The 17606-nt window shown below is 66.7% G+C and carries 15 protein-coding genes and 1 tRNA gene; 8 read left to right on the forward strand and 8 right to left on the reverse strand.

The window, feature by feature from the left end; all coding sequences use genetic code 11:
• Positions 1-48: 48 nt before the first annotated feature.
• The 7 genes from rlmH to PX653_RS26895 all read right to left on the reverse strand — a co-directional run bounded on the left by rlmH (position 49) and on the right by PX653_RS26895 (position 6007).
• A complete protein-coding gene (gene rlmH / locus PX653_RS26865; RefSeq protein ID WP_277415685.1) occupies positions 49-519 on the reverse strand; it encodes a 23S rRNA (pseudouridine(1915)-N(3))-methyltransferase RlmH in 471 nt (156 codons plus the stop codon).
• Positions 520-525: 6 nt separating this feature from the next.
• Positions 526-1236, reverse strand: coding sequence for a ribosome silencing factor (rsfS, locus tag PX653_RS26870; protein ID WP_277415686.1), 711 nt, complete (start codon positions 1234-1236; stop codon positions 526-528).
• Positions 1237-1244: 8 nt separating this feature from the next.
• A complete protein-coding gene (locus PX653_RS26875) occupies positions 1245-1892 on the reverse strand; it encodes a nicotinate-nucleotide adenylyltransferase (protein WP_277415687.1) in 648 nt (215 codons plus the stop codon).
• Complete coding sequence (gene hemF, locus PX653_RS26880; RefSeq protein ID WP_277415688.1) at positions 1889-2800, reverse strand: oxygen-dependent coproporphyrinogen oxidase; 912 nt, start codon at positions 2798-2800, stop codon at positions 1889-1891. Before hemF ends, PX653_RS26875 begins: the two co-directional genes overlap by 4 nt.
• A 101-nt stretch (positions 2801-2901) precedes the next feature.
• A complete protein-coding gene (gene purD / locus PX653_RS26885; protein ID WP_277415689.1) occupies positions 2902-4170 on the reverse strand; it encodes a phosphoribosylamine--glycine ligase in 1269 nt (422 codons plus the stop codon).
• Between the two features lie 194 nt (positions 4171-4364).
• The gene (locus PX653_RS26890; RefSeq protein WP_277415690.1) at positions 4365-5090 is read right to left on the reverse strand and encodes a YebC/PmpR family DNA-binding transcriptional regulator; all 726 of its coding nucleotides are present in this window, start codon (positions 5088-5090) and stop codon (positions 4365-4367) included.
• 98 nt (positions 5091-5188) lie between these two features.
• Positions 5189-6007 (reverse strand): DUF4214 domain-containing protein, encoded by an 819-nt coding sequence (locus PX653_RS26895; protein WP_277415691.1) that lies wholly within the window; start codon positions 6005-6007, stop codon positions 5189-5191.
• Between the two features lie 199 nt (positions 6008-6206).
• On the opposite strand from PX653_RS26895, the gene PX653_RS26900 reads away from it, so the two are divergent.
• From PX653_RS26900 to PX653_RS26920, 5 genes are all read left to right on the forward strand, one after another.
• Entirely contained in the window at positions 6207-8684 is a 2478-nt protein-coding gene (locus PX653_RS26900; RefSeq protein WP_277415692.1) for an alkaline phosphatase D family protein, read from the forward strand.
• Positions 8685-8732: 48 nt separating this feature from the next.
• Positions 8733-9656 (forward strand): DMT family transporter, encoded by a 924-nt coding sequence (locus tag PX653_RS26905; RefSeq protein ID WP_277415693.1) that lies wholly within the window; start codon positions 8733-8735, stop codon positions 9654-9656.
• Between the two features lie 25 nt (positions 9657-9681).
• Positions 9682-10089 carry a methylglyoxal synthase gene (locus tag PX653_RS26910; protein ID WP_277415694.1) on the forward strand — a complete coding sequence of 136 codons (408 nt, stop codon included), beginning with the start codon at positions 9682-9684 and terminating at the stop codon, positions 10087-10089.
• A gap of 53 nt (positions 10090-10142) precedes the next feature.
• A complete protein-coding gene (locus PX653_RS26915; protein WP_277415695.1) occupies positions 10143-11120 on the forward strand; it encodes a quinone oxidoreductase family protein in 978 nt (325 codons plus the stop codon).
• 114 nt (positions 11121-11234) lie between these two features.
• The gene (locus PX653_RS26920; RefSeq protein WP_371876391.1) at positions 11235-12722 is read left to right on the forward strand and encodes a S41 family peptidase; all 1488 of its coding nucleotides are present in this window, start codon (positions 11235-11237) and stop codon (positions 12720-12722) included.
• Positions 12723-12762: 40 nt separating this feature from the next.
• Here PX653_RS26920 and PX653_RS26925 read toward each other — a convergent pair whose 3' ends face one another.
• Complete coding sequence (locus tag PX653_RS26925) at positions 12763-13413, reverse strand: DUF4136 domain-containing protein (protein WP_277415697.1); 651 nt, start codon at positions 13411-13413, stop codon at positions 12763-12765.
• Positions 13414-13618: 205 nt separating this feature from the next.
• Here PX653_RS26925 and pepN point away from each other — a divergent pair, with 205 nt between their 5' ends.
• The 3 genes from pepN (at position 13619) to PX653_RS26940 (ending at position 17588) form a co-directional block, all read left to right on the forward strand.
• Entirely contained in the window at positions 13619-16252 is a 2634-nt protein-coding gene (pepN, locus tag PX653_RS26930; RefSeq protein ID WP_277415698.1) for an aminopeptidase N, read from the forward strand.
• A gap of 79 nt (positions 16253-16331) precedes the next feature.
• Complete coding sequence (locus tag PX653_RS26935; RefSeq protein ID WP_277415699.1) at positions 16332-17333, forward strand: class 1 fructose-bisphosphatase; 1002 nt, start codon at positions 16332-16334, stop codon at positions 17331-17333.
• 179 nt (positions 17334-17512) lie between these two features.
• Positions 17513-17588 (forward strand) — tRNA-Thr (locus PX653_RS26940).
• Positions 17589-17606: the final 18 nt, after the last annotated feature.

Consider the following 17606-nt stretch of genomic DNA (forward strand, 5'->3'; position numbering starts at 1 on the left):
GGAGGCTGTCCCCAATTAAGAATCGGAGGCTGTCCCCGTGGGTCTCATCTATACGCGGTGGTAGGGATGGTTCTGCGTGATCGTGTAGGCGCGGTACAGCTGCTCGGCCAGCATCACCCGCACCATGCCGTGAGGCAAGGTCATGCTGGAGATGCGGATCAGGCCCTCGGCTTTTGCCTTCAGGCCCGGATCGAGGCCGTCCGCCCCGCCGATCAGGAAGGCCGTGTCGCGCCCGTCCTGCTGCCATTGCTCGAGCTGTTGCGACAGGCCGACGCTGGTCAGGTCCTTGCCCCGCTCGTCGAGCGCGATGATGCGCACCGATTTCGGCAGGGCCGCCTCGATGCGCTCGCGTTCCAGCGCCATGGCCGTCGCGGCGGTCTTGCTGCCGGAACGCTCGACGGGCTTGAGCTCCTTGAGCACGATGCGCAGCTCCGGCGGCATGCGCTTGACGTACTCGGCAAAGCCCGTCTCGATCCATGCCGGCATCTTGTGGCCGACGGCAGCGATGATCAGCTGCATGCGGGATTACTCTTCCGCGGCCGGCTTCTTGATGCGCTTGATGACGGTCTTGGCCGGTGCCTTGGCCGCTTCCTTCGCCTTCGCTTCCTTGGCGGCCTTGGCCGATGCCGTGGCCGACTTCGATGCGGCGACCTTGACCTTCTTGCCTTCCGGCGCCTCGACCTTCGGTGCGGCCTTCTTCGCGGCAGCCTTCTTCGCCACGGCGCCGGCAGCGGCGGCAGCCTTCACGGTGCCGGGCTTGCGGGCCGGAGCCTTCTTCTCGACGACCGGCTCGGCAGCCTTCTCGGCCTTGGCGGCGGCGAGGTGGCCCGACTTCTTCTTCGGTGCTGCCTCGGCCTCGTCGGCGGCCTTGCCTTCGGCGGTCGACTTGCGCTTGGCGGCGCCCAGCTTGACGGGTTTCTCGCCCCAGATTTCCTCCAGGCGGTAGTAGGCGCGGATCGGCGCCTGCATGATGTGGACGATCATGTCGCCCAGGTCGACCAGCACCCATTCGCCGGTGTCTTCGCCTTCCAGGCCGACGACGTCGCCGCCCGCTTCCTTGACCTTGTCACGCACGGACGCGGCCAGCGCACGGGTCTGGCGGTTGGAGGTGCCGGAAGCAATGGCGATGCGGTCGAACAGGCTCGTGAGGCCCGTCGTGTCGAACACGACGATGTCCTGGCCCTTCACGTCTTCCAGGGCGTCCACGACGAGGGTTTGCAGTTTTTTGATGTCCATTCAGTTCTTTACTTCTTATAGAGATGATGTTGTTCGATATAGTCTAGCACTACCCGCGGAATCGGCGAGTCTGCCTCATGTCCGCCCTGCAGCGCAGCGCGGATGCGGGTGGACGAGACGTCCACGGCCAGGTCGGGCGCCACGCAGGTGCGTCCGGCCGGCTGCAAGCACAGTTGTTGCGGCGCGCACAGTCGCGCCGCAAATTCGTTGGCCACCTCGGGTGGAATATCCGGCCCATCCAGTGCGAAGCCGGGGCGGGCCGCCACACACAGATGAGCCAGGGAAAACAGGTCGCGCCACGCATGCCACGTGTCGAGGCGCTGCAGCTGGTCGGCGCCCATCAGGAAGCACAGCGCCACGTCGTCGCCCAGCGCCGCACGCAGCGCGCGCAGCGTCTCGACCGTGTACGTGGCCTTGCCCCGTTCGATTTCCTGGCGGTCGATCACGACCCGGCAGGGCAGGCCGGTAAACGCCAGTTCCGCCATGTCGGCCCGCTGGGCCGGCGACGCCACCAGTGCGGCTTTCTGCCATGGCACGGTCGGGATCACGCGCAGCTCCGTCGCGCCCAGCAGCTCGACGAAGCGGCGGCCCAGGGCCACGTGGCCGTTGTGGACGGGATCGAAACTGCCGCCCAGCAGCGCAATGCAGCCGCTCACTCCGCCAGCCAGTCGCGATGCGGCAGGAACTGCGCATACAACGCCGCTTCCGGCGTGCCTTCGGGCGGATGCCAGTCGTAACGCCATTTGACGACCGGCGGCATCGACATCAGGATGGCTTCCGTGCGCCCGCCCGACTGCAGGCCGAACAACGTGCCGCGGTCGAACACGAGGTTGAACTCCACGTAGCGGCCGCGCCGGTAGGCCTGGAAATCGCGTTCCCGTTCGCCGTACGGCTGGTCCTTGCGCGCCTGCAGGATCGGCAGGTAGGCAGCCAGGAAAGCGTCGCCCACGCTTTGCGTCATCGCGAAGCTGTCGTCGAACGGCAGCTCGTTGAAGTCGTCGAAGAAAATACCGCCCACGCCGCGCGCTTCCTTGCGGTGCTTCAGGTAGAAGTACTCGTCGCACCACTGCTTGAAGCGCGCATGCAGGTCGGCGCCGAACGGCGCCAGCGCATCGCGGCACGTCCGGTGGAAGTGGCGCGCGTCGTCGAGATTGCCGTAGTACGGCGTCAGGTCCATGCCGCCGCCGAACCACCATACCGGCGTGCCGTCCTCGGCGCTCGTGCTGAAGAAGCGCACGTTCATGTGCACCGTCGGCACGTACGGATTACGCGGATGCAGCACCAGCGACACACCCATCGCTTCCCACGCCCGTCCGCCGACGCCGGGACGGTGCGCCGCGGCCGATGGCGGCAGCTGCGCGCCCGTCACGTGGGAGAAATTGCAGCCGCCCCGTTCCAGCACGGCCCCTTCCTCGATCAGGCGCGAAATACCGCCGCCACCTTCGGGCCGTTCCCATGCGTCGCGCAGGAACGCATTGCCGTCCGCCTGTTCGAGGGCGGCGACGATGCGCTCCTGCAGGCCGAGCAGGTAGGCTTTGACTTGGGCTGGATCGGGTTGGGACATGGTGTGGTCTGTTCAGGGAAACCCATGGGGACAGGCACCTTTCTGCGCGTCGCAGACGCGCAGAAAGGTGCCTGTCCCCGGTGTCGGTGTTTAATACGTCATCAATGCTTCAGGCCGCGCCAGCCGATATCGCGGCGGTACTGCATGCCGTCGAAGTGGATCTTCTCGACCGTCTCGTAGGCCTGCTTCTGCGCCATCTTGACCGAATCGCCCAGGCCGACGACGCACAGTACGCGCCCGCCGCTGGTGACCAGCTGGCCGCCCGCGTCGACGGTACCGGCATGGAACGTCACCGCCTCCGGCGTCTCGGCCGGGATGCCGTCGATGACAGCGCCCTTGACGGGGTTGTCCGGGTAGCCGGCGGCGGCCAGCACGACCCCCACGGCGGTGCGGCGGTCCCATTCCAGGCCCACGGTGTCGAGCGTACCGTTGACGGCGTGTTCCATCACGTGGACGAGGTCCGTCTTCAGGCGCGCCATGATCGGCTGCGTTTCCGGATCGCCCATGCGGCAGTTGAACTCCAGCGTCTTCGGATTGCCGGCCGCGTCGATCATCAGGCCGGCGTACAGGAAGCCGGAGAACGGGATGCCGTCCTTCGCCATGCCCTGGATCGTCGGGTTGATGATCTCGCGCATCACGCGCGCGTGCATCGCCGGCGTCACGATGGCCGCCGGCGAGTAAGCGCCCATGCCGCCCGTGTTGGGGCCCTGGTCCTGGTCCAGCAGGCGCTTGTGGTCCTGGCTCGTCGCCAGCGGCAGCACGTTCCTGCCGTCGCACATGACGATGAACGATGCTTCCTCGCCGGCCAGGAATTCCTCGATGACGATGCGGGCGCCCGCGTCGCCGAACGCGTTATCGGACAGCATGTGGTCGACCGCCGCATGCGCTTCCTCCAGCGTGGCCGCCACGACGACGCCCTTGCCAGCCGCCAGGCCGTCGGCCTTGATGACGATCGGTGCGCCCTTCGCATCGACGTAGGCGTGGGCCTGGCCCGCATCGCTGAACGTCTCGTATTCGGCCGTCGGGATGCCGTGGCGCTTCATGAACGCCTTGGCGAAATCCTTCGACGATTCCAGCTGCGCCGCCTCCTTGGTGGGGCCGAAGACCTTCAGGCCGCGCGCGCGGAACAGGTTGACGATACCGGCCGCCAGCGGCACTTCCGGTCCCACTACCGTGAACGCGACGTGCTCGCGCACGACGAAGTCGGCCAGCTCGTGCAGGTCGCCGATCGCGACGTTCTGCAAGCGCTGGTCGCGCGCCGTGCCACCGTTGCCGGGGGCGACGAACACCATCTGCACTCGTTCCGATTGCGCCAATTTCCAAGCCAGCGCGTGCTCGCGGCCGCCGGAGCCGACTACCAGGATTTTCATAGGGACCGTTCGTTCAAGTTTGAGGATTCGGGGAAGCTTCTTCAAGATGGCCAGAGCAGGGCGGCCGGAGCAGGGTGGCCGAAGCGGCTTGGTCATGCCATCTTGAAAAGGCTTCTGGGCTGGCCGGAGGGCACAGGCGCCAGGAGCGGAAAAGGCGGCCCGCGGGCCGCCGTGTCACGAGGTGGTGCCGGATCTTATTCTTCGATCACGGCGTTGGTGTAGACCTCCTGCGTGTCGTCCAGGTTTTCCAGCGCGTCCAGCAGCTTTTGCATCTTGATTGCTTCTTCGCCCGTGAACACCGTCTCCGTGGCCGGCTTCATGATGATCTCGGCCACTTCGGCCTTGAAGCCCGCCTTCTCCAGCGCATCCTTGACGGCGGCGAAGTCGTTCGGCGCGCACAGTACTTCGAAGCCGCCTTCCTCGTCGGTCACGACGTCTTCGGCGCCCGCTTCCAGCGCGGCATCCATCAGCTTGGCTTCATCGGTACCGGGGGCGAACAGGAACTGGCCGCAATGCTTGAACATGAACGACACGGAGTTCTCCGTGCCCATATTGCCACCGTATTTGCTGAAGGCGTGCCGCACCTCGGCGACCGTGCGCACGCGGTTGTCGGTCATGCAGTCGACGATGATCGCGGCGCCGCCGATGCCGTAGCCTTCGTAGCGGACTTCTTCGTAGTTGGTACCCTCGTCGCCGCCGGTGCCGCGCGTGATCGCGCGCTGGACGTTATCCTTGGGCATGTTGGCGTCGGCCGCCTTGTCCACCGCCAGGCGCAGGCGCGGATTGGTATTGATGTCGCCGCCTCCCATGCGCGCGGCAACCGTGATCTCCTTGATCAGGCGCGTCCAGATCTTGCCGCGTTTCGCGTCCGTTGCAGCCTTTTTATGCTTGATGTTGGCCCATTTGCTGTGTCCAGCCATGTTGACTCTTCCTTAGACGGTGTGCAATCGAGGGCGGTATTCTAACATACCGCCCCCTGCCGATTGCCCGTCCGCGGGCCGGAAGAGCGCCTGCGACGTCAGTGGAACGGAATGTATTCGATACCGTTCTGGATACTGCCGATCACCTGCGCCTGGTTCTCCGGACTTTCCGCGAATTGCACCAGCAAGTGCTCGCGTGTCACGCCGCCTTCCAGCGCCTGTTTCCAGAATGCGAACCCTTCCGCGTCCGGCGCGCGGTGCAGGGCGTTCTTGTACAGGTTGGTGAGGAACGTGTCGTTCGAGGATTCGGCGCCGTACAGCTTGGCCCACTCCGCGCTGTGGGTGAAGCCGGCCGCCATGTTCTCCCAGTCGGTGCCACGGTCGGCGGCGTCGATCCACCAGCCCAGGCCTTCCTTGTCCGGCACGCGGTTCAGGGCCGCCTGGTACAGGCGGAACATCTTGCCCGCGCTGCCGTCGATGTCGTAGGCGACGGAGGTATCGGAATACTGGACGCGCTCGACGTTCGTCAGCGTGTCGGCACCGCCGGCGCTGGACGTGACGCCGATCGTGCCGGCTTTCAGCGCTACCGTGTATTCGCCGCGGGTGCCGCTGAAGATGGCCGTGTCGATGCCGCCACCGCCGTCGAGCTTGTTGCTGCCGCTGCCACCGATCAGTACGTCATTACCGCTGCCGCCGGTCAGCGAATCGTTGCCGCCGCCTCCTTCCAGGCGGTCGCCGATCAGGTCGGGCAGGTTGCCGGTAGGCGTGTAGATGACGCCGCTGAACAGCATGTCGTCGCCGGCATTGCCCAGAAGAATGTCCGCGCCGCCCTGGCCGTAAATCGCATCGTTGCCGAGCGTTCCCGGCAGCGTGTCGTTGTTGATCGTTCCGCCGATCAGGTTAGGGGAGTCTGCCATGATGTCATCCTTATAAGTTAAATAGCATTTTTGTAATGAACAGCCTACGCCGAAAAGGCAGAGTTGTCGAACCCCTTTTCAACCGTGTGTCGGCGGTGTACTTCACGCAACAGCTTCATTTCACAGGCATTTGCGGGCTTGCCGCCGGCTGCTATGATTTTGTAAATTTTTGTAAATTTACAACGGCGGAGACATGAATATGGACAGGCGGCAATTTCTGAGGCTGGGTGGTTTCCTTACGGTATCGGCCGCCACGGCCGGGCTGGCCGGTTGCGGCAGCAGCGACGACGATCCGGTCGATGCCGGCCTGCCACCGGCCACCGGTGCCGCCTGGACTTTTCCGCAAAGCGTCGCCTCCGGCGATCCCCGTCCGGACAGCATCGTCTTGTGGACGCGCGTCGTGCCGGCCGGCATCGATCCGGCCGCAGCGGCGCCCGCCGGCAACGACGTGACGGTGCAGCTGATCGTCGCCACCGGTGACCATGCCCGCCTGCTGGGCGGCAATGCCGCACTGGCAGGAACTCCGGTGGCCGACCAGCGCCTGCCGCTGCGCGCCCAGTACGACAACACGGTGCGCCACAAGCTCACGGGCCTGCAGCCGGGCCAGACCTACTATTACCAGTTCGTGGCCGGAGACGTGCGCTCGAACGTGGGACGATTCCGTACCGCGGCAGCCAGCGGCGGCGCCGTCGAGCAACTGCGCTTCGCGACGCTGACGTGCCAGGACTGGAGCGTCAACCACTGGGGCGCGCTGGAGCACGTGGCCACGGAGGACAATCTCGACTTCGTCCTGCACCTGGGCGACTACGTGTACGAAACGGTGGGCGAGGACTTCCAGCAGGGCCAGGTGGAGACGCGCCACGACGCGCTGCGCCTGCCGGACGGCACGCCGACCGGTGCCGGCGGCACGGCCCGCTACGCCACCACGCTGGCGGACTACCGCTACCTGTACAAGAAGTACCGCGGCGACCGCCGCCTGCAGGCCGTGCACGAGCGCTTCGCGTTCATCGCGATCTGGGACGACCATGAGTTCTCGGACGACTGCTGGCAGGATGCCCAGACCTACGACGCCAGCCTGGCCGGCGGCAGCGGCTTGCGCCAGACGCAGCGCCGGCGCGACGCCAGCCAGGCCTGGTTCGAGTTCATGCCGGCGGACGTCACGTTCGATGCGGCGCAGCCGGGCTTCGACAATATCCGCATCTACCGCCAGTTCGATTTCGGCACGCTGGCCCGGCTGGTAATGACGGACCAGCGCCTGTACCGCGCCGACCACGTGATCCCCGAGTCCGCACAGGTGGGCCGCATCGGCAGCCGCTACCTGGTGCCGCAGGACCTGTACGAGCGTGCCGAGGCGCAGAAGATGGCGGCCGCCGGCAGCGACCCGCTGGCCCCGGTCAGCATGCTGGGCGCGACCCAGCGCGGCTGGTGGCAGCAGGCCATGGCCGAAGCGCGCACGACATGGAAACTGTGGGGCAACGAGGTGTCGCTGCTGCGCATGGGCCTGTCCGGCACGGATGCCATCGCCACCTTGCTGGCGCTGCAGGCCGTGCCCGTGCTGGCCGCGTCCATCGGCAGCACCGCGCAGGCGACGGCCGGCAATGTGCCGATGGCGGCGGCGATCGTGGCCGCCAGCACGGCCGGCGCCACCGCCGTTGCCGCGCAGGCGGGCGCGCAAGCCATCGCCACCGTCGTCGCGGCCGATGGTCCCACCGCCCAGCAGGTTGCCGCGGCCGTCGCGGCCGGCCTGACCCAGGCGCAGGGGACGCTGGCGGCCAGCGCCTACATGGGCGCGCTGTCCGCCAGCGGCGGCCCCTCTGCCTCGGCGGCGATTGCCGCGCACGCGATCGCGTTCGGCTACGTCAAGCCGGACGTGCGGGCGAAGAAGGTGGAGTCGTCCTTCGTGACGGCCAGCGGCAAGGCCGCCGCGCTGGCACCGTATTTCCGCCGCTTCCTGCTCAACTGCGACCAGTGGGACGGCTACAACGCCGAGCGCAAGGCGCTGGTGCGGCACCTGGCGGACAACCGCATCAACAATGTCGTCGCGCTGACGGGCGACATCCACGCCTTCTTCGCCGGCACCGTCAGCGACGACTTCGACGCCGCCGGGGGCGGCAAGCCCGTACTGGTCGACCTGGTGACGGCGGGCGCCAGCTCGGAATCGTTCTTCACCTACCTGCGCGACGCGGCGGCGGGGCTGGGCGACCTGGCCACCATCGTCTCGTACCCCGTAACGATCCCCGTGCCGGACGTAGGCAACGTGGCGGTCAGCGTCAACCTGCTCGACTACACGCTGGGCAAGGCGGCACCGACGACGGCCGCGCTGCTGGAGCAGATCCGCGTGCAGTTGCGCGGCGCGCTGGCAGCGAAGGGCGTGCCGGAAGCGCGGCTCGATGCGACCACGGCGGCTGTCCTGGAGGGCCTGGCCGGCAGCACCGATTTCGGCGGCACCTTGCTGACCCTGGCGGGCCATCTGTCGGCGCTGAACAGCAATCCATGGCTGCGCCACGTGAACACGGACGCGCAGGGCTATACGCTGGTGACCGTGACGCCGGCCAGCCTGACGGCACGCATGCGCCAGGTCAACCGCCTGGTCGGTGCCGGTGCCCCGGCCAGCGCGATCGCGCGCGAGACGGTCGTCACGGTGACGGCGGGTACCGTCGCCGTTACCGTCACCTGATGCGGGCGACGGCCTGCACCGTTGCACGTTTGGCCGTACAATGGCCGGATGACCAAAAGCATAACGGACTCTCGCGCGGCCGCCATGCAAGCCGGGGCGGCCGGCGGCCTGGCGCTGGCCATCGTCGGCGCCGTGCTGTTCTCGACCAAGGCCGTCGTCGCCAAGCTGCTGTACCGCTACCACATCGACGCGGTCACGCTGATCGCGTTCCGCATGCTGTTTTCGCTGCCCGTATTCGCGGTAGTGGCCATCTGGCAGATGCGCGCCGGGCCGCCCCTGTCGTGGAGCGACCGCTGGCGCCTCGTCGGCATGGGCCTGATCGGCTACTACCTTTCGAGCTTCCTCGACTTCCTCGGCCTGCAGTACATCACGGTCGGCCTGGAGCGGCTGATCCTGTTCCTGACGCCCACCTTCGTGCTGCTGATTTCCGCCACGGTGCTCAAGCAGCACATCGGCCGCCTGCAATGGCTGGCCCTCGCGCTGGCCTATGCCGGCATCGTGCTGGTATTCCTGCACGACCTGCAGGGCGGCGGCAACGTCGTCCTGGGTTCCCTGCTGGTGCTGGGCTCCGCCGCCGCGTATGCGATCTACCTGCTCGCTTCCGGCGAAATGGTGCGCCGCATCGGCGCCCTGCGCCTGGTCGCCTACGCCATGTGCGTGTCGAGCGCGGCCTGCCTGGCGCAGTTCTTCCTGCTGCGCCCCGTGGGCATGCTGGTCCAGCCGGCGCCGGTGTACTGGCTGTCGCTGGTGAACGGCCTGCTGTGTACCGTGGCCCCCGTCTTCATGACGATGATCGCCGTGCAGCGCGTCGGTGCCGGCATCGCCTCGCAGGCCGGCATGGTCGGTCCCGTGTCCACGCTGTTCCTTGGGGCCGTCCTCCTGGCCGAGCCGGTGACGGCGTGGCAGCTGGCCGGCACGGCGCTGGTGCTGGCCGGGATCTGGCTGCTGTCGAAAGTGAAGAAGTCCGCTTGACCCCTTGGAAGAGAGAGAGACCACGATGATCCCGCGCATTGCCCTGATCGCCCACGACAAGAAGAAAGACGACATGATCGCGCTGGCCGGCGAGTATGCCGCGTTCCTGCGCCAGTGCACGCTGACGGCCACCGGCACGACGGGCGGAAGGCTCGTCACCGAACTGGGACTGCCCGTCGAGCGCAAGCACAGCGGGCCGTTCGGCGGCGACCTGCAGATCGGCGCGCTGCTGGTGGAAGGGCAGATCGATGCCGTCATCTTCCTGCGCGACCCGATGACGCCGCAGCCGCACGAGCCGGACATCAACGCGCTGGTGCGCGCCTGCGACGTGCACAACGTGGCCTGCGCCACCAATGTGGCGACGGCGCACCTGGTGCTGTCGCAGCTGCAGGACGCGATGACCGCCGCACTGGCCGCGCGCCCGGGCGCTTAGTCGTCCACTGCATAGTCGCGCACTGACAAGTTTCACTGACAACGGAGGCAAGCATGAGCAAGGCGATCCGCATGACGCGTACGGGCGGTCCGGAAGTGCTGGAATACGTCGATGTCGACGTGGGCCCGCCCGGCCCCGGCGAGGTGACGGTGAAGCATGAAGCCATCGGCGTCAACTTCATCGACATCTACTTCCGCACGGGCCTGTATCCGCAGCCGCTGCCGAACGGCGTGGGGCAGGAAGGCGCCGGCACCGTCGAAGCGGTGGGCGAGGGCGTCACGCACGTCAAGCTGGGCGACCGCGTGGCGTATGCGGCGCGGCCGAACGGCGCCTATGCGCAGGTGCGCAACATGCCGGCCACGCACCTGGTCGTGCTGCCCGAGCAGATCGGCTTCGAGACGGCTGCCGCGGCCATGCTGCAGGGGATGACGGTGCAGTACCTGCTGCACCGCACGGCGCACCTGAAACCGGGCGACACGGTGCTGTGGCATGCCGCCGCCGGCGGCGTCGGGCTGATCGCGTGCCAGTGGGCGAAAGTGCTGGGGGTGAACCTGATCGGCACCGTCAGCTCGGCGGAAAAGGCGGCGCTGGCGATCGAGCACGGCGCGACCCACGTCATCGACTATACGCAGGAGAACTTTACCGAGCGCGTGCGCGAGCTGACGGACGGCGAAGGGGTGTCGGTGGTGTACGACTCGATCGGCAAGGACACGTTTACCGGCTCGCTCGACTGCCTGAAACCGCTGGGCCTGATGGTCAGCTTCGGCAATGCCTCCGGTCCCGTACCGGCTTTCGCACCGGCCGAACTGCAGGCGCGCGGTTCATTGTTCTTCACGCGGCCCACGCTGGTCAACTACACGGCGACGCGGGCCGACCTGGAGGCCACCGCGCGCTCGCTGTTCGGCGTGCTGGCCAGCGGCGAAGTAAAGGTCGCCATCAACCAGCGCTATCACTTGCAGGACGCGGCCCGCGCGCACGTGGAGCTGGAAGGACGCCGCACCACGGGCTCGTCGATCCTGCTGCCCCACTGAGGTGACGATGGACGACAATCTCGAAGAAGACGGCGCGCCCAAGTTCGGCCGCCTGCTGGTCGTGCTGCTGCTGGCGGTGGCGCTGGTCGGCTTCATTGCCTTCGCCAGTGCAAGGTGGTTGGCTTGAAGCGCCTGCTTGCCATTGCGCTGGTCGCCACGGCAACCGCCGCGCAGGCACAACCCGATCTCCCGACCACGCCCGCCGCATGGCGCGACGCCGCCTTGCGCGACATCGCGGCCGGCTACCAGGTCACGCTGGACAACCACGCCGGCGCCCTCGATCCGCACAACCCCGGCTTCCTGGCGAACCTGGAGGCCGCACGCGAGCGCGGCCTGGCGCTGGCGCGCCAGGTCAAGGATGCCCCCGGCTACGTGGCGGCACTGCAGGGCTTCACGGCCCGCATCAACGACGGTCACGCCGGCATCGCGACCAAGGGCAAGCTGCTGGCGCCCGACGCGCAGCGCTGGCCCGGCTTCGTGGCGGCGTGGCGCGAAGACTTGTATGTCTACGCATCGGAACCGGGCGGACCGCCCGTGGGCGCGCGCATCGTGTCCTGCGATGGCAAGCCGGCCAAGCGCCTGCTCGAGGACAACGTGTTTGCCTTCGAGGGCCGCGGCAACGAAGCCGGGCAATGGTGGACGTCGGCGCGCGAGCTGTTCGTGGACCGCGGCAACCCGTTCATCCAGGTGCCGCGGCGCTGCGTGTTCGCGACCACGGACGGCAAGCAGGCCGAACCGGCGCTGGACTGGCGCCCGCGCACGGAGCAGGCGCGCGAGTGGTCCGGCGGCGCCGTCGGCATGGCCGAGCTGCCGGTGGGCCTGACGGAGCCGCGCCCGAACCTGTTCTGGGTGGCAATGCCCACCTTCAAGCCGAACGACGGCGAACGGGCGGCCTATCGCGCCATGGCGGAGCGGGTGCGCCAGGACCGCGCCCGTTTCCTGCAGGCCGCCGCGATCGTGATCGACCTGCGCGGCAACCACGGCGGGGCATCGATGTGGAGCGAGGAGTTCGCCGGCGCGCTGTGGGGCGAGGCGCGCTTGCAGCGCCGCCGCGATGCGTACGACGCCAACACCGTCACGTGGTACCGTGCATCGCCTGGCAACCTGGCGCATTTCCGCATGCTGGAGCAACGCTTCGTCCAGCAGGGCGAAAAGAAGGCGCAGGCCTGGGCGGCGGCCCGGGCCGCCGGCATCGCGGCGGCGCAGGCGGCGGGCCAGCCGTATTACATCGATCGGGAAGACGCCGCCAGGGCGACGGCCGATCCGCAGGCCGACCGGCCGGGCGACCCGCCGCCGTTCACCCGGCCCGTGTACGTGATCGTGCCCGGCTATTGCGCCAGCGCGTGCCTGGATGCACTCGACATGTTCAAGCTGTTCCCGAATACCCGGCTGGTGGGAGCGCCCAGTTCGGCCGACTCGACGTACATGGAAGTGCGTTCGCAGGACCTGCCGGGCGGCCTGGCGCGGACGATCGTGCCGACCAAGCTGTACGTGGGCCGGCCGCGTGGCAACGGGCAGGTGTACCAGCCGGATATCGCGTTGCGGTCGGTGGAGTGGGGGACGGCGGAGTTCCTGCGGTTGATCGAGGCGCAGGGGAAGTAACAGCCATGGGGACAAACCGCGCGGCCTGTCCCCGATCTACTTACTGCTGCAGCTCCAGCTCCACCCGCTTGGCCTTGCCGCTCTCGCCCGGGAATTCCTTGAACGCGCTCTGCACCAGCAGCGGCATCACCTGCGGCGTCGACTGCCTGCGGCTGGTGTTCTGCACCGTGACGTCATACAGCTTGCTGCCCGCCATGTCGGCGATCTGCACGTTCAGCTTGCGCTCGTAGTTGTGCACGATGATTTCGCGATATTCGGTCGGGCCGAACATCCACGGGTCGTAATACGGCCGGAAGCCGAAGTATCGGTAGCGGTAGCGCGACGGGTAATAGCCCCGGTACGGCCAGCCGTACGCGCCCCAGTACGGCGACATCGACCAGTACGGATCGATCACCTGCAACTGCCGGGTGGGCCGGTCGGTGGTCGAGAACGACATGTCGACGCGCAGCTTAGCGGCGCCCGGCGTGCCGGCGCGGTTGAAGCCCAGCCGGTCCAGCTGGGCCGCCACCAGTTCCTGGTAGCTGCGGTATTCGAGCGTGTCCTCGGCCGGCGCCGGCGTGCCGAAGACATAGGATTTCTCCTGCAGTTGCGCGGGCCACTGGTGGAACACGGTGACATCGCTGCGGATCGTCGACGCGCACCCGGTCAGCAGCAGCGCGCCCGCCGCGGCAAGGATGGCCAAGCATTTCATGATCTTCCCCCGTACTTCGTTGTCATGCTCACGTTGTGATGCTCAAGATAAATGGTTCTTTACGGATTTCAGTGTAAATCCACGTCCGTGCCACCGTTCGATTATTACAGAATGTTACGGCCGCCGGGAAAGCTGAAAAGAATCGGACGTCGCCCGCCCCCGCTGTTGGTAAAATAACCTTTTGTCCACCCTCCCGGCGTATCCCATGAGAACCGACAGCCCGCAGACGATCTACCGTAAAGACTACACCCCGCCCAGCTACCTGGTGGAAACCGTGGAGTTGGGCTTCGATCTCGATCCCGCGCGCACCATCGTCGCCAACCGCGTCACGCTGCGCCACAATCCCGACAGCAAGAGCCGCGACATCGTCCTGCATGGCGAGGACATCGAACTGGTCGCGCTGCGCCTGAACGGCACCGAACTCAACCCCGGCCAGTACATACTGGGGGCGCACACGCTGACCATCAAGGCCGCCCCGCTCAATGCCGTGCTGGAAATCGAGACGACGTGCGTGCCGCAGGACAATACGACCCTGTCCGGCCTGTACGTCTCGAACGGCAGCTTCTACACCCAGTGCGAGGCGGAAGGCTTCCGCCGCATCACCTACTTCCCCGACCGTCCCGACGTGATGGCGAAGTACACCGTGATGCTGCGGGCGGACAAGGAAAAATACCCCGTGCTGCTGTCGAACGGCAACCTGGTCGAGGAAGGCGACCTGCCGGACGGCCGCCACTACGCCAAGTGGGAAGACCCGTTCAAGAAGCCGTCGTACCTGTTCGCGCTGGTGGCCGCCCGCCTGGTCTGCCAGGAAGAGACGTACACGCTGCAGTCGGGCCGCGAGGTGCTGCTGCAGGTGTGGGTGGAAGATGGCAACCTGGACAAGACCGACTACGCGATGCAGTCGCTGAAGAACTCGATCCGCTGGGACGAGGAGCGCTGGGGGCTGGAGCTGGACCTGGACCGCTTCATGATCGTCGCGGTGGGCGACTTCAACATGGGCGCGATGGAGAACAAGGGCCTGAACATCTTCAACACGAAGTTCGTGCTGGCCAATCCGTCCACCGCGACGGACGTCGACTTCGCGGGCATCGAGGCAGTCGTCGGCCACGAGTACTTCCACAACTGGACCGGCAACCGCGTCACGTGCCGCGACTGGTTCCAGCTGTCGCTGAAGGAAGGCCTGACGGTGTTCCGCGACCAGGAATTCTCGGCCGACATGATCGGCACGGCCAGCGGCCGCGCCGTGACCCGCATCGACCAGGTGCGCACATTGCGCCAGGCCCAGTTCCCCGAGGATGCGGGGCCGATGGCGCACCCGGTGCGGCCCGACTCGTTCGTCGAGATCAACAACTTCTACACGGTCACCGTGTACGAGAAGGGCGCTGAAGTGGTGCGGATGTATCAGACCCTGCTGGGCCGTGAGGCCTTCCGCAAAGGCATGGACCTGTACTTCGCGCGCCATGACGAGCAGGCCGTCACGTGCGACGACTTCCGCGCCGCGATGGCGTCGGCCAGCGGGCGCAACCTCGACCAGTTCGAGCGCTGGTACAGCCAGGCCGGTACGCCTGTCGTCACGGCCAGCACCAGTTATGACGCCGAGGGGCAGGCCTATGAACTGACCCTGGCGCAGCGCTGCCCGCCCACGCCGGGCCAGCCGACCAAGCTGCCGTTCCACATTCCCGTCGCCGTCGGCCTGCTGGGCGCGGACGGCTTCGACCTGGCGCTGAACCTGGAAGGCGAGACGACCGTCGTGCTGGAGTTGACCCAGGCGCAGCAGACCTTCCGGTTCGAGGGCATCCGCGAAGCGCCGACGCCGTCGCTGCTGCGCGACTTCTCCGCTCCCGTGATCCTGGAGTATCCGTACACCGACGACGAACTGGTGCACCTGTTCCGCCACGACAGCGATCCCGTCAACCGCTGGGAAGCGGGCCAGCGCCTGGCGATGACGCGCCTGTTGAAGCTGACGGCGGCCGTGCAGCAGGGCGCGGAGCTGGAGCTGGACTACGGCTTCATCGCGGCCCAGCGCGCGCTGCTGCTGGATGACGGCCTGGATGCGGCATTCCGCGAGCAGGCGCTGATCCTGCCATCCGAATCCGTGGTGGCCGACCAGATGGACGTGGTCGATCCGCGCGCCATCCACACGGCGCGCCAGTTCATGCGCAAGACCATCGCCACGGTGCTGCGCGCGGAGCTGTTGAACGCGTATGCGGCGAACGAAACGCCGGGGCCATACAGCCCGGATGCCATCTCGGCCGGCAAGCGCGGCCTGAAGAACCTGGCGCTGGCCTACCTGTGCGCCGCGCCGGATACGCACATCGTCGAACTGGCCCGCCGCCAGTTCGAGGGCGCGACCAATATGACGGACCGCGCCGCGGCGCTGGTGTCGTTGATCCACAGCGGCGCGGATGCCGAGCAGGCGCTGCGCAGCTTCTACGAGCAGTTCGAGCACGAGGCGCTGGTGGTGGACAAGTGGTTCGCGATCCAGGCCAACGCCCCGACGACGGACGTGGCGCGCGTGCGCGAGCTGATGCAGCATCCGGCCTTTACGTTGAAGACGCCGAACCGGGCCCGCAGCCTGCTGTTCAGCTTCTGCAACGGCAACCCGGCGCAGTTCCACGCACCGGACGGCAGCGGCTACGAATTCTGGGCCGAGCATGTCATCAAGCTCAATGCCCTGAATCCGCAGGTGGCGGCGCGCTTTGCCCGCACGATGGACCGCTGGCGTCGCTACGACCCGGCCCTGCAGGCGCACATGCGCGCCGCGCTGGAAAAGGTGGCGGGCGCGCAGAAGCTGTCCAACGACGTGCTGGAAGTCGTCAGCAAGGCGCTGTCCAACTGACGCTCATCAATACAGACGCGCGCGCCACCGGCGGTGGCGCCGCGCGCACGGTTTTTTACTTTCCAACCCAAGGGACTTCATGAAACGAATCAGCCTTACTCAACATCTCGTTGAGGAACAACGCCAGCACAACACGATCCCGGCCGAACTGCGCCTGCTGATCGAGGTGGTGGCCCGTGCGTGCAAGACGATCAGCCACTCCGTCGGCAAAGGCGCCCTGGGCGACGTGCTGGGCGCGCTGGAATCGGAAAACGTGCAAGGTGAAGTGCAGAAGAAGCTGGACGTGATCTCCAACGAGATCCTGCTGGAGGCGAACGAGTGGGGCGGCCACCTGGCGGCGATGGCGTCGGAAGAGATGGAATCGATCCACCAGATTCCGAACCGCTATCCGAAGGGCGAATACATGCTGCTGTTCGATCCGCTGGACGGCTCGTCGAACATCGACGTCAACGTCTCGATCGGCACCATCTTCTCCGTGCTGAAGGCGCCGGAAGGCATGGCGACGCCGACCGAGCAGGACTTCATGCAGCCGGGCAGCAAGCAGGTCGCCGCCGGCTACGCCGTGTACGGCCCGCAGACGATGCTGGTGCTGACGACCGGTAACGGCGTCAACTGCTTCACGCTGGACCGCGAGATGGGTTCGTGGGTGCTCACGCAGCGCAATATGCAGATTCCCGCGAAGACCAAGGAATTCGCCATCAACATGTCGAACCAGCGTCACTGGCATCCGCCCGTGCAGCGCTACATCAACGAACTGCTGGCCGGCACCACGGGCCCGCGCGGCACCGATTTCAATATGCGCTGGATCGCCTCGATGGTGGCGGACGTGCACCGCATCCTGAACCGCGGCGGCATCTTCATGTACCCGGCCGACATCCGCGACCCGAGCAAACCTGGCAAGCTGCGCCTGATGTACGAAGCGAACCCGATGGCGTTCATCGTCGAGCAGGCCGGCGGCATGGCAACGGACGGCAAGCACCGCATCCTGGACATCCAGCCGGAAAAACTGCACCAGCGCGTGCCGGTCTTCCTGGGCTCGCGCGACGAGGTGGCGGTGGTCACGGGCTACCACCACGCGTAAGCCGGCTGCTCGGTACTGCCGAGCACGAGGATTCATGCGGCCTGGCACCGGGGTCGTCGATAATTTGAAAAAATTTCGCATCAGACCCTAGTCAACCGCAAGAACAGTTGCTAAAATGTGGCCTCTTTCGATGCAGCACTGATCGAAACGAAACAAGGTTAAACAGGTTTCAAGGTTTAGCCGCTGTAGCTCAGTCGGTAGAGCAGCGCATTCGTAATGCGAAGGTCACCAGTTCGATTCCGGTCAGCGGCACCAAAAAAGTGAGAAGGGCCA

The organism is Pseudoduganella chitinolytica (genome assembly GCF_029028125.1).
GTDB classification, from domain to species: Bacteria; Pseudomonadota; Gammaproteobacteria; order Burkholderiales; family Burkholderiaceae_D; genus Rugamonas; species Rugamonas chitinolytica.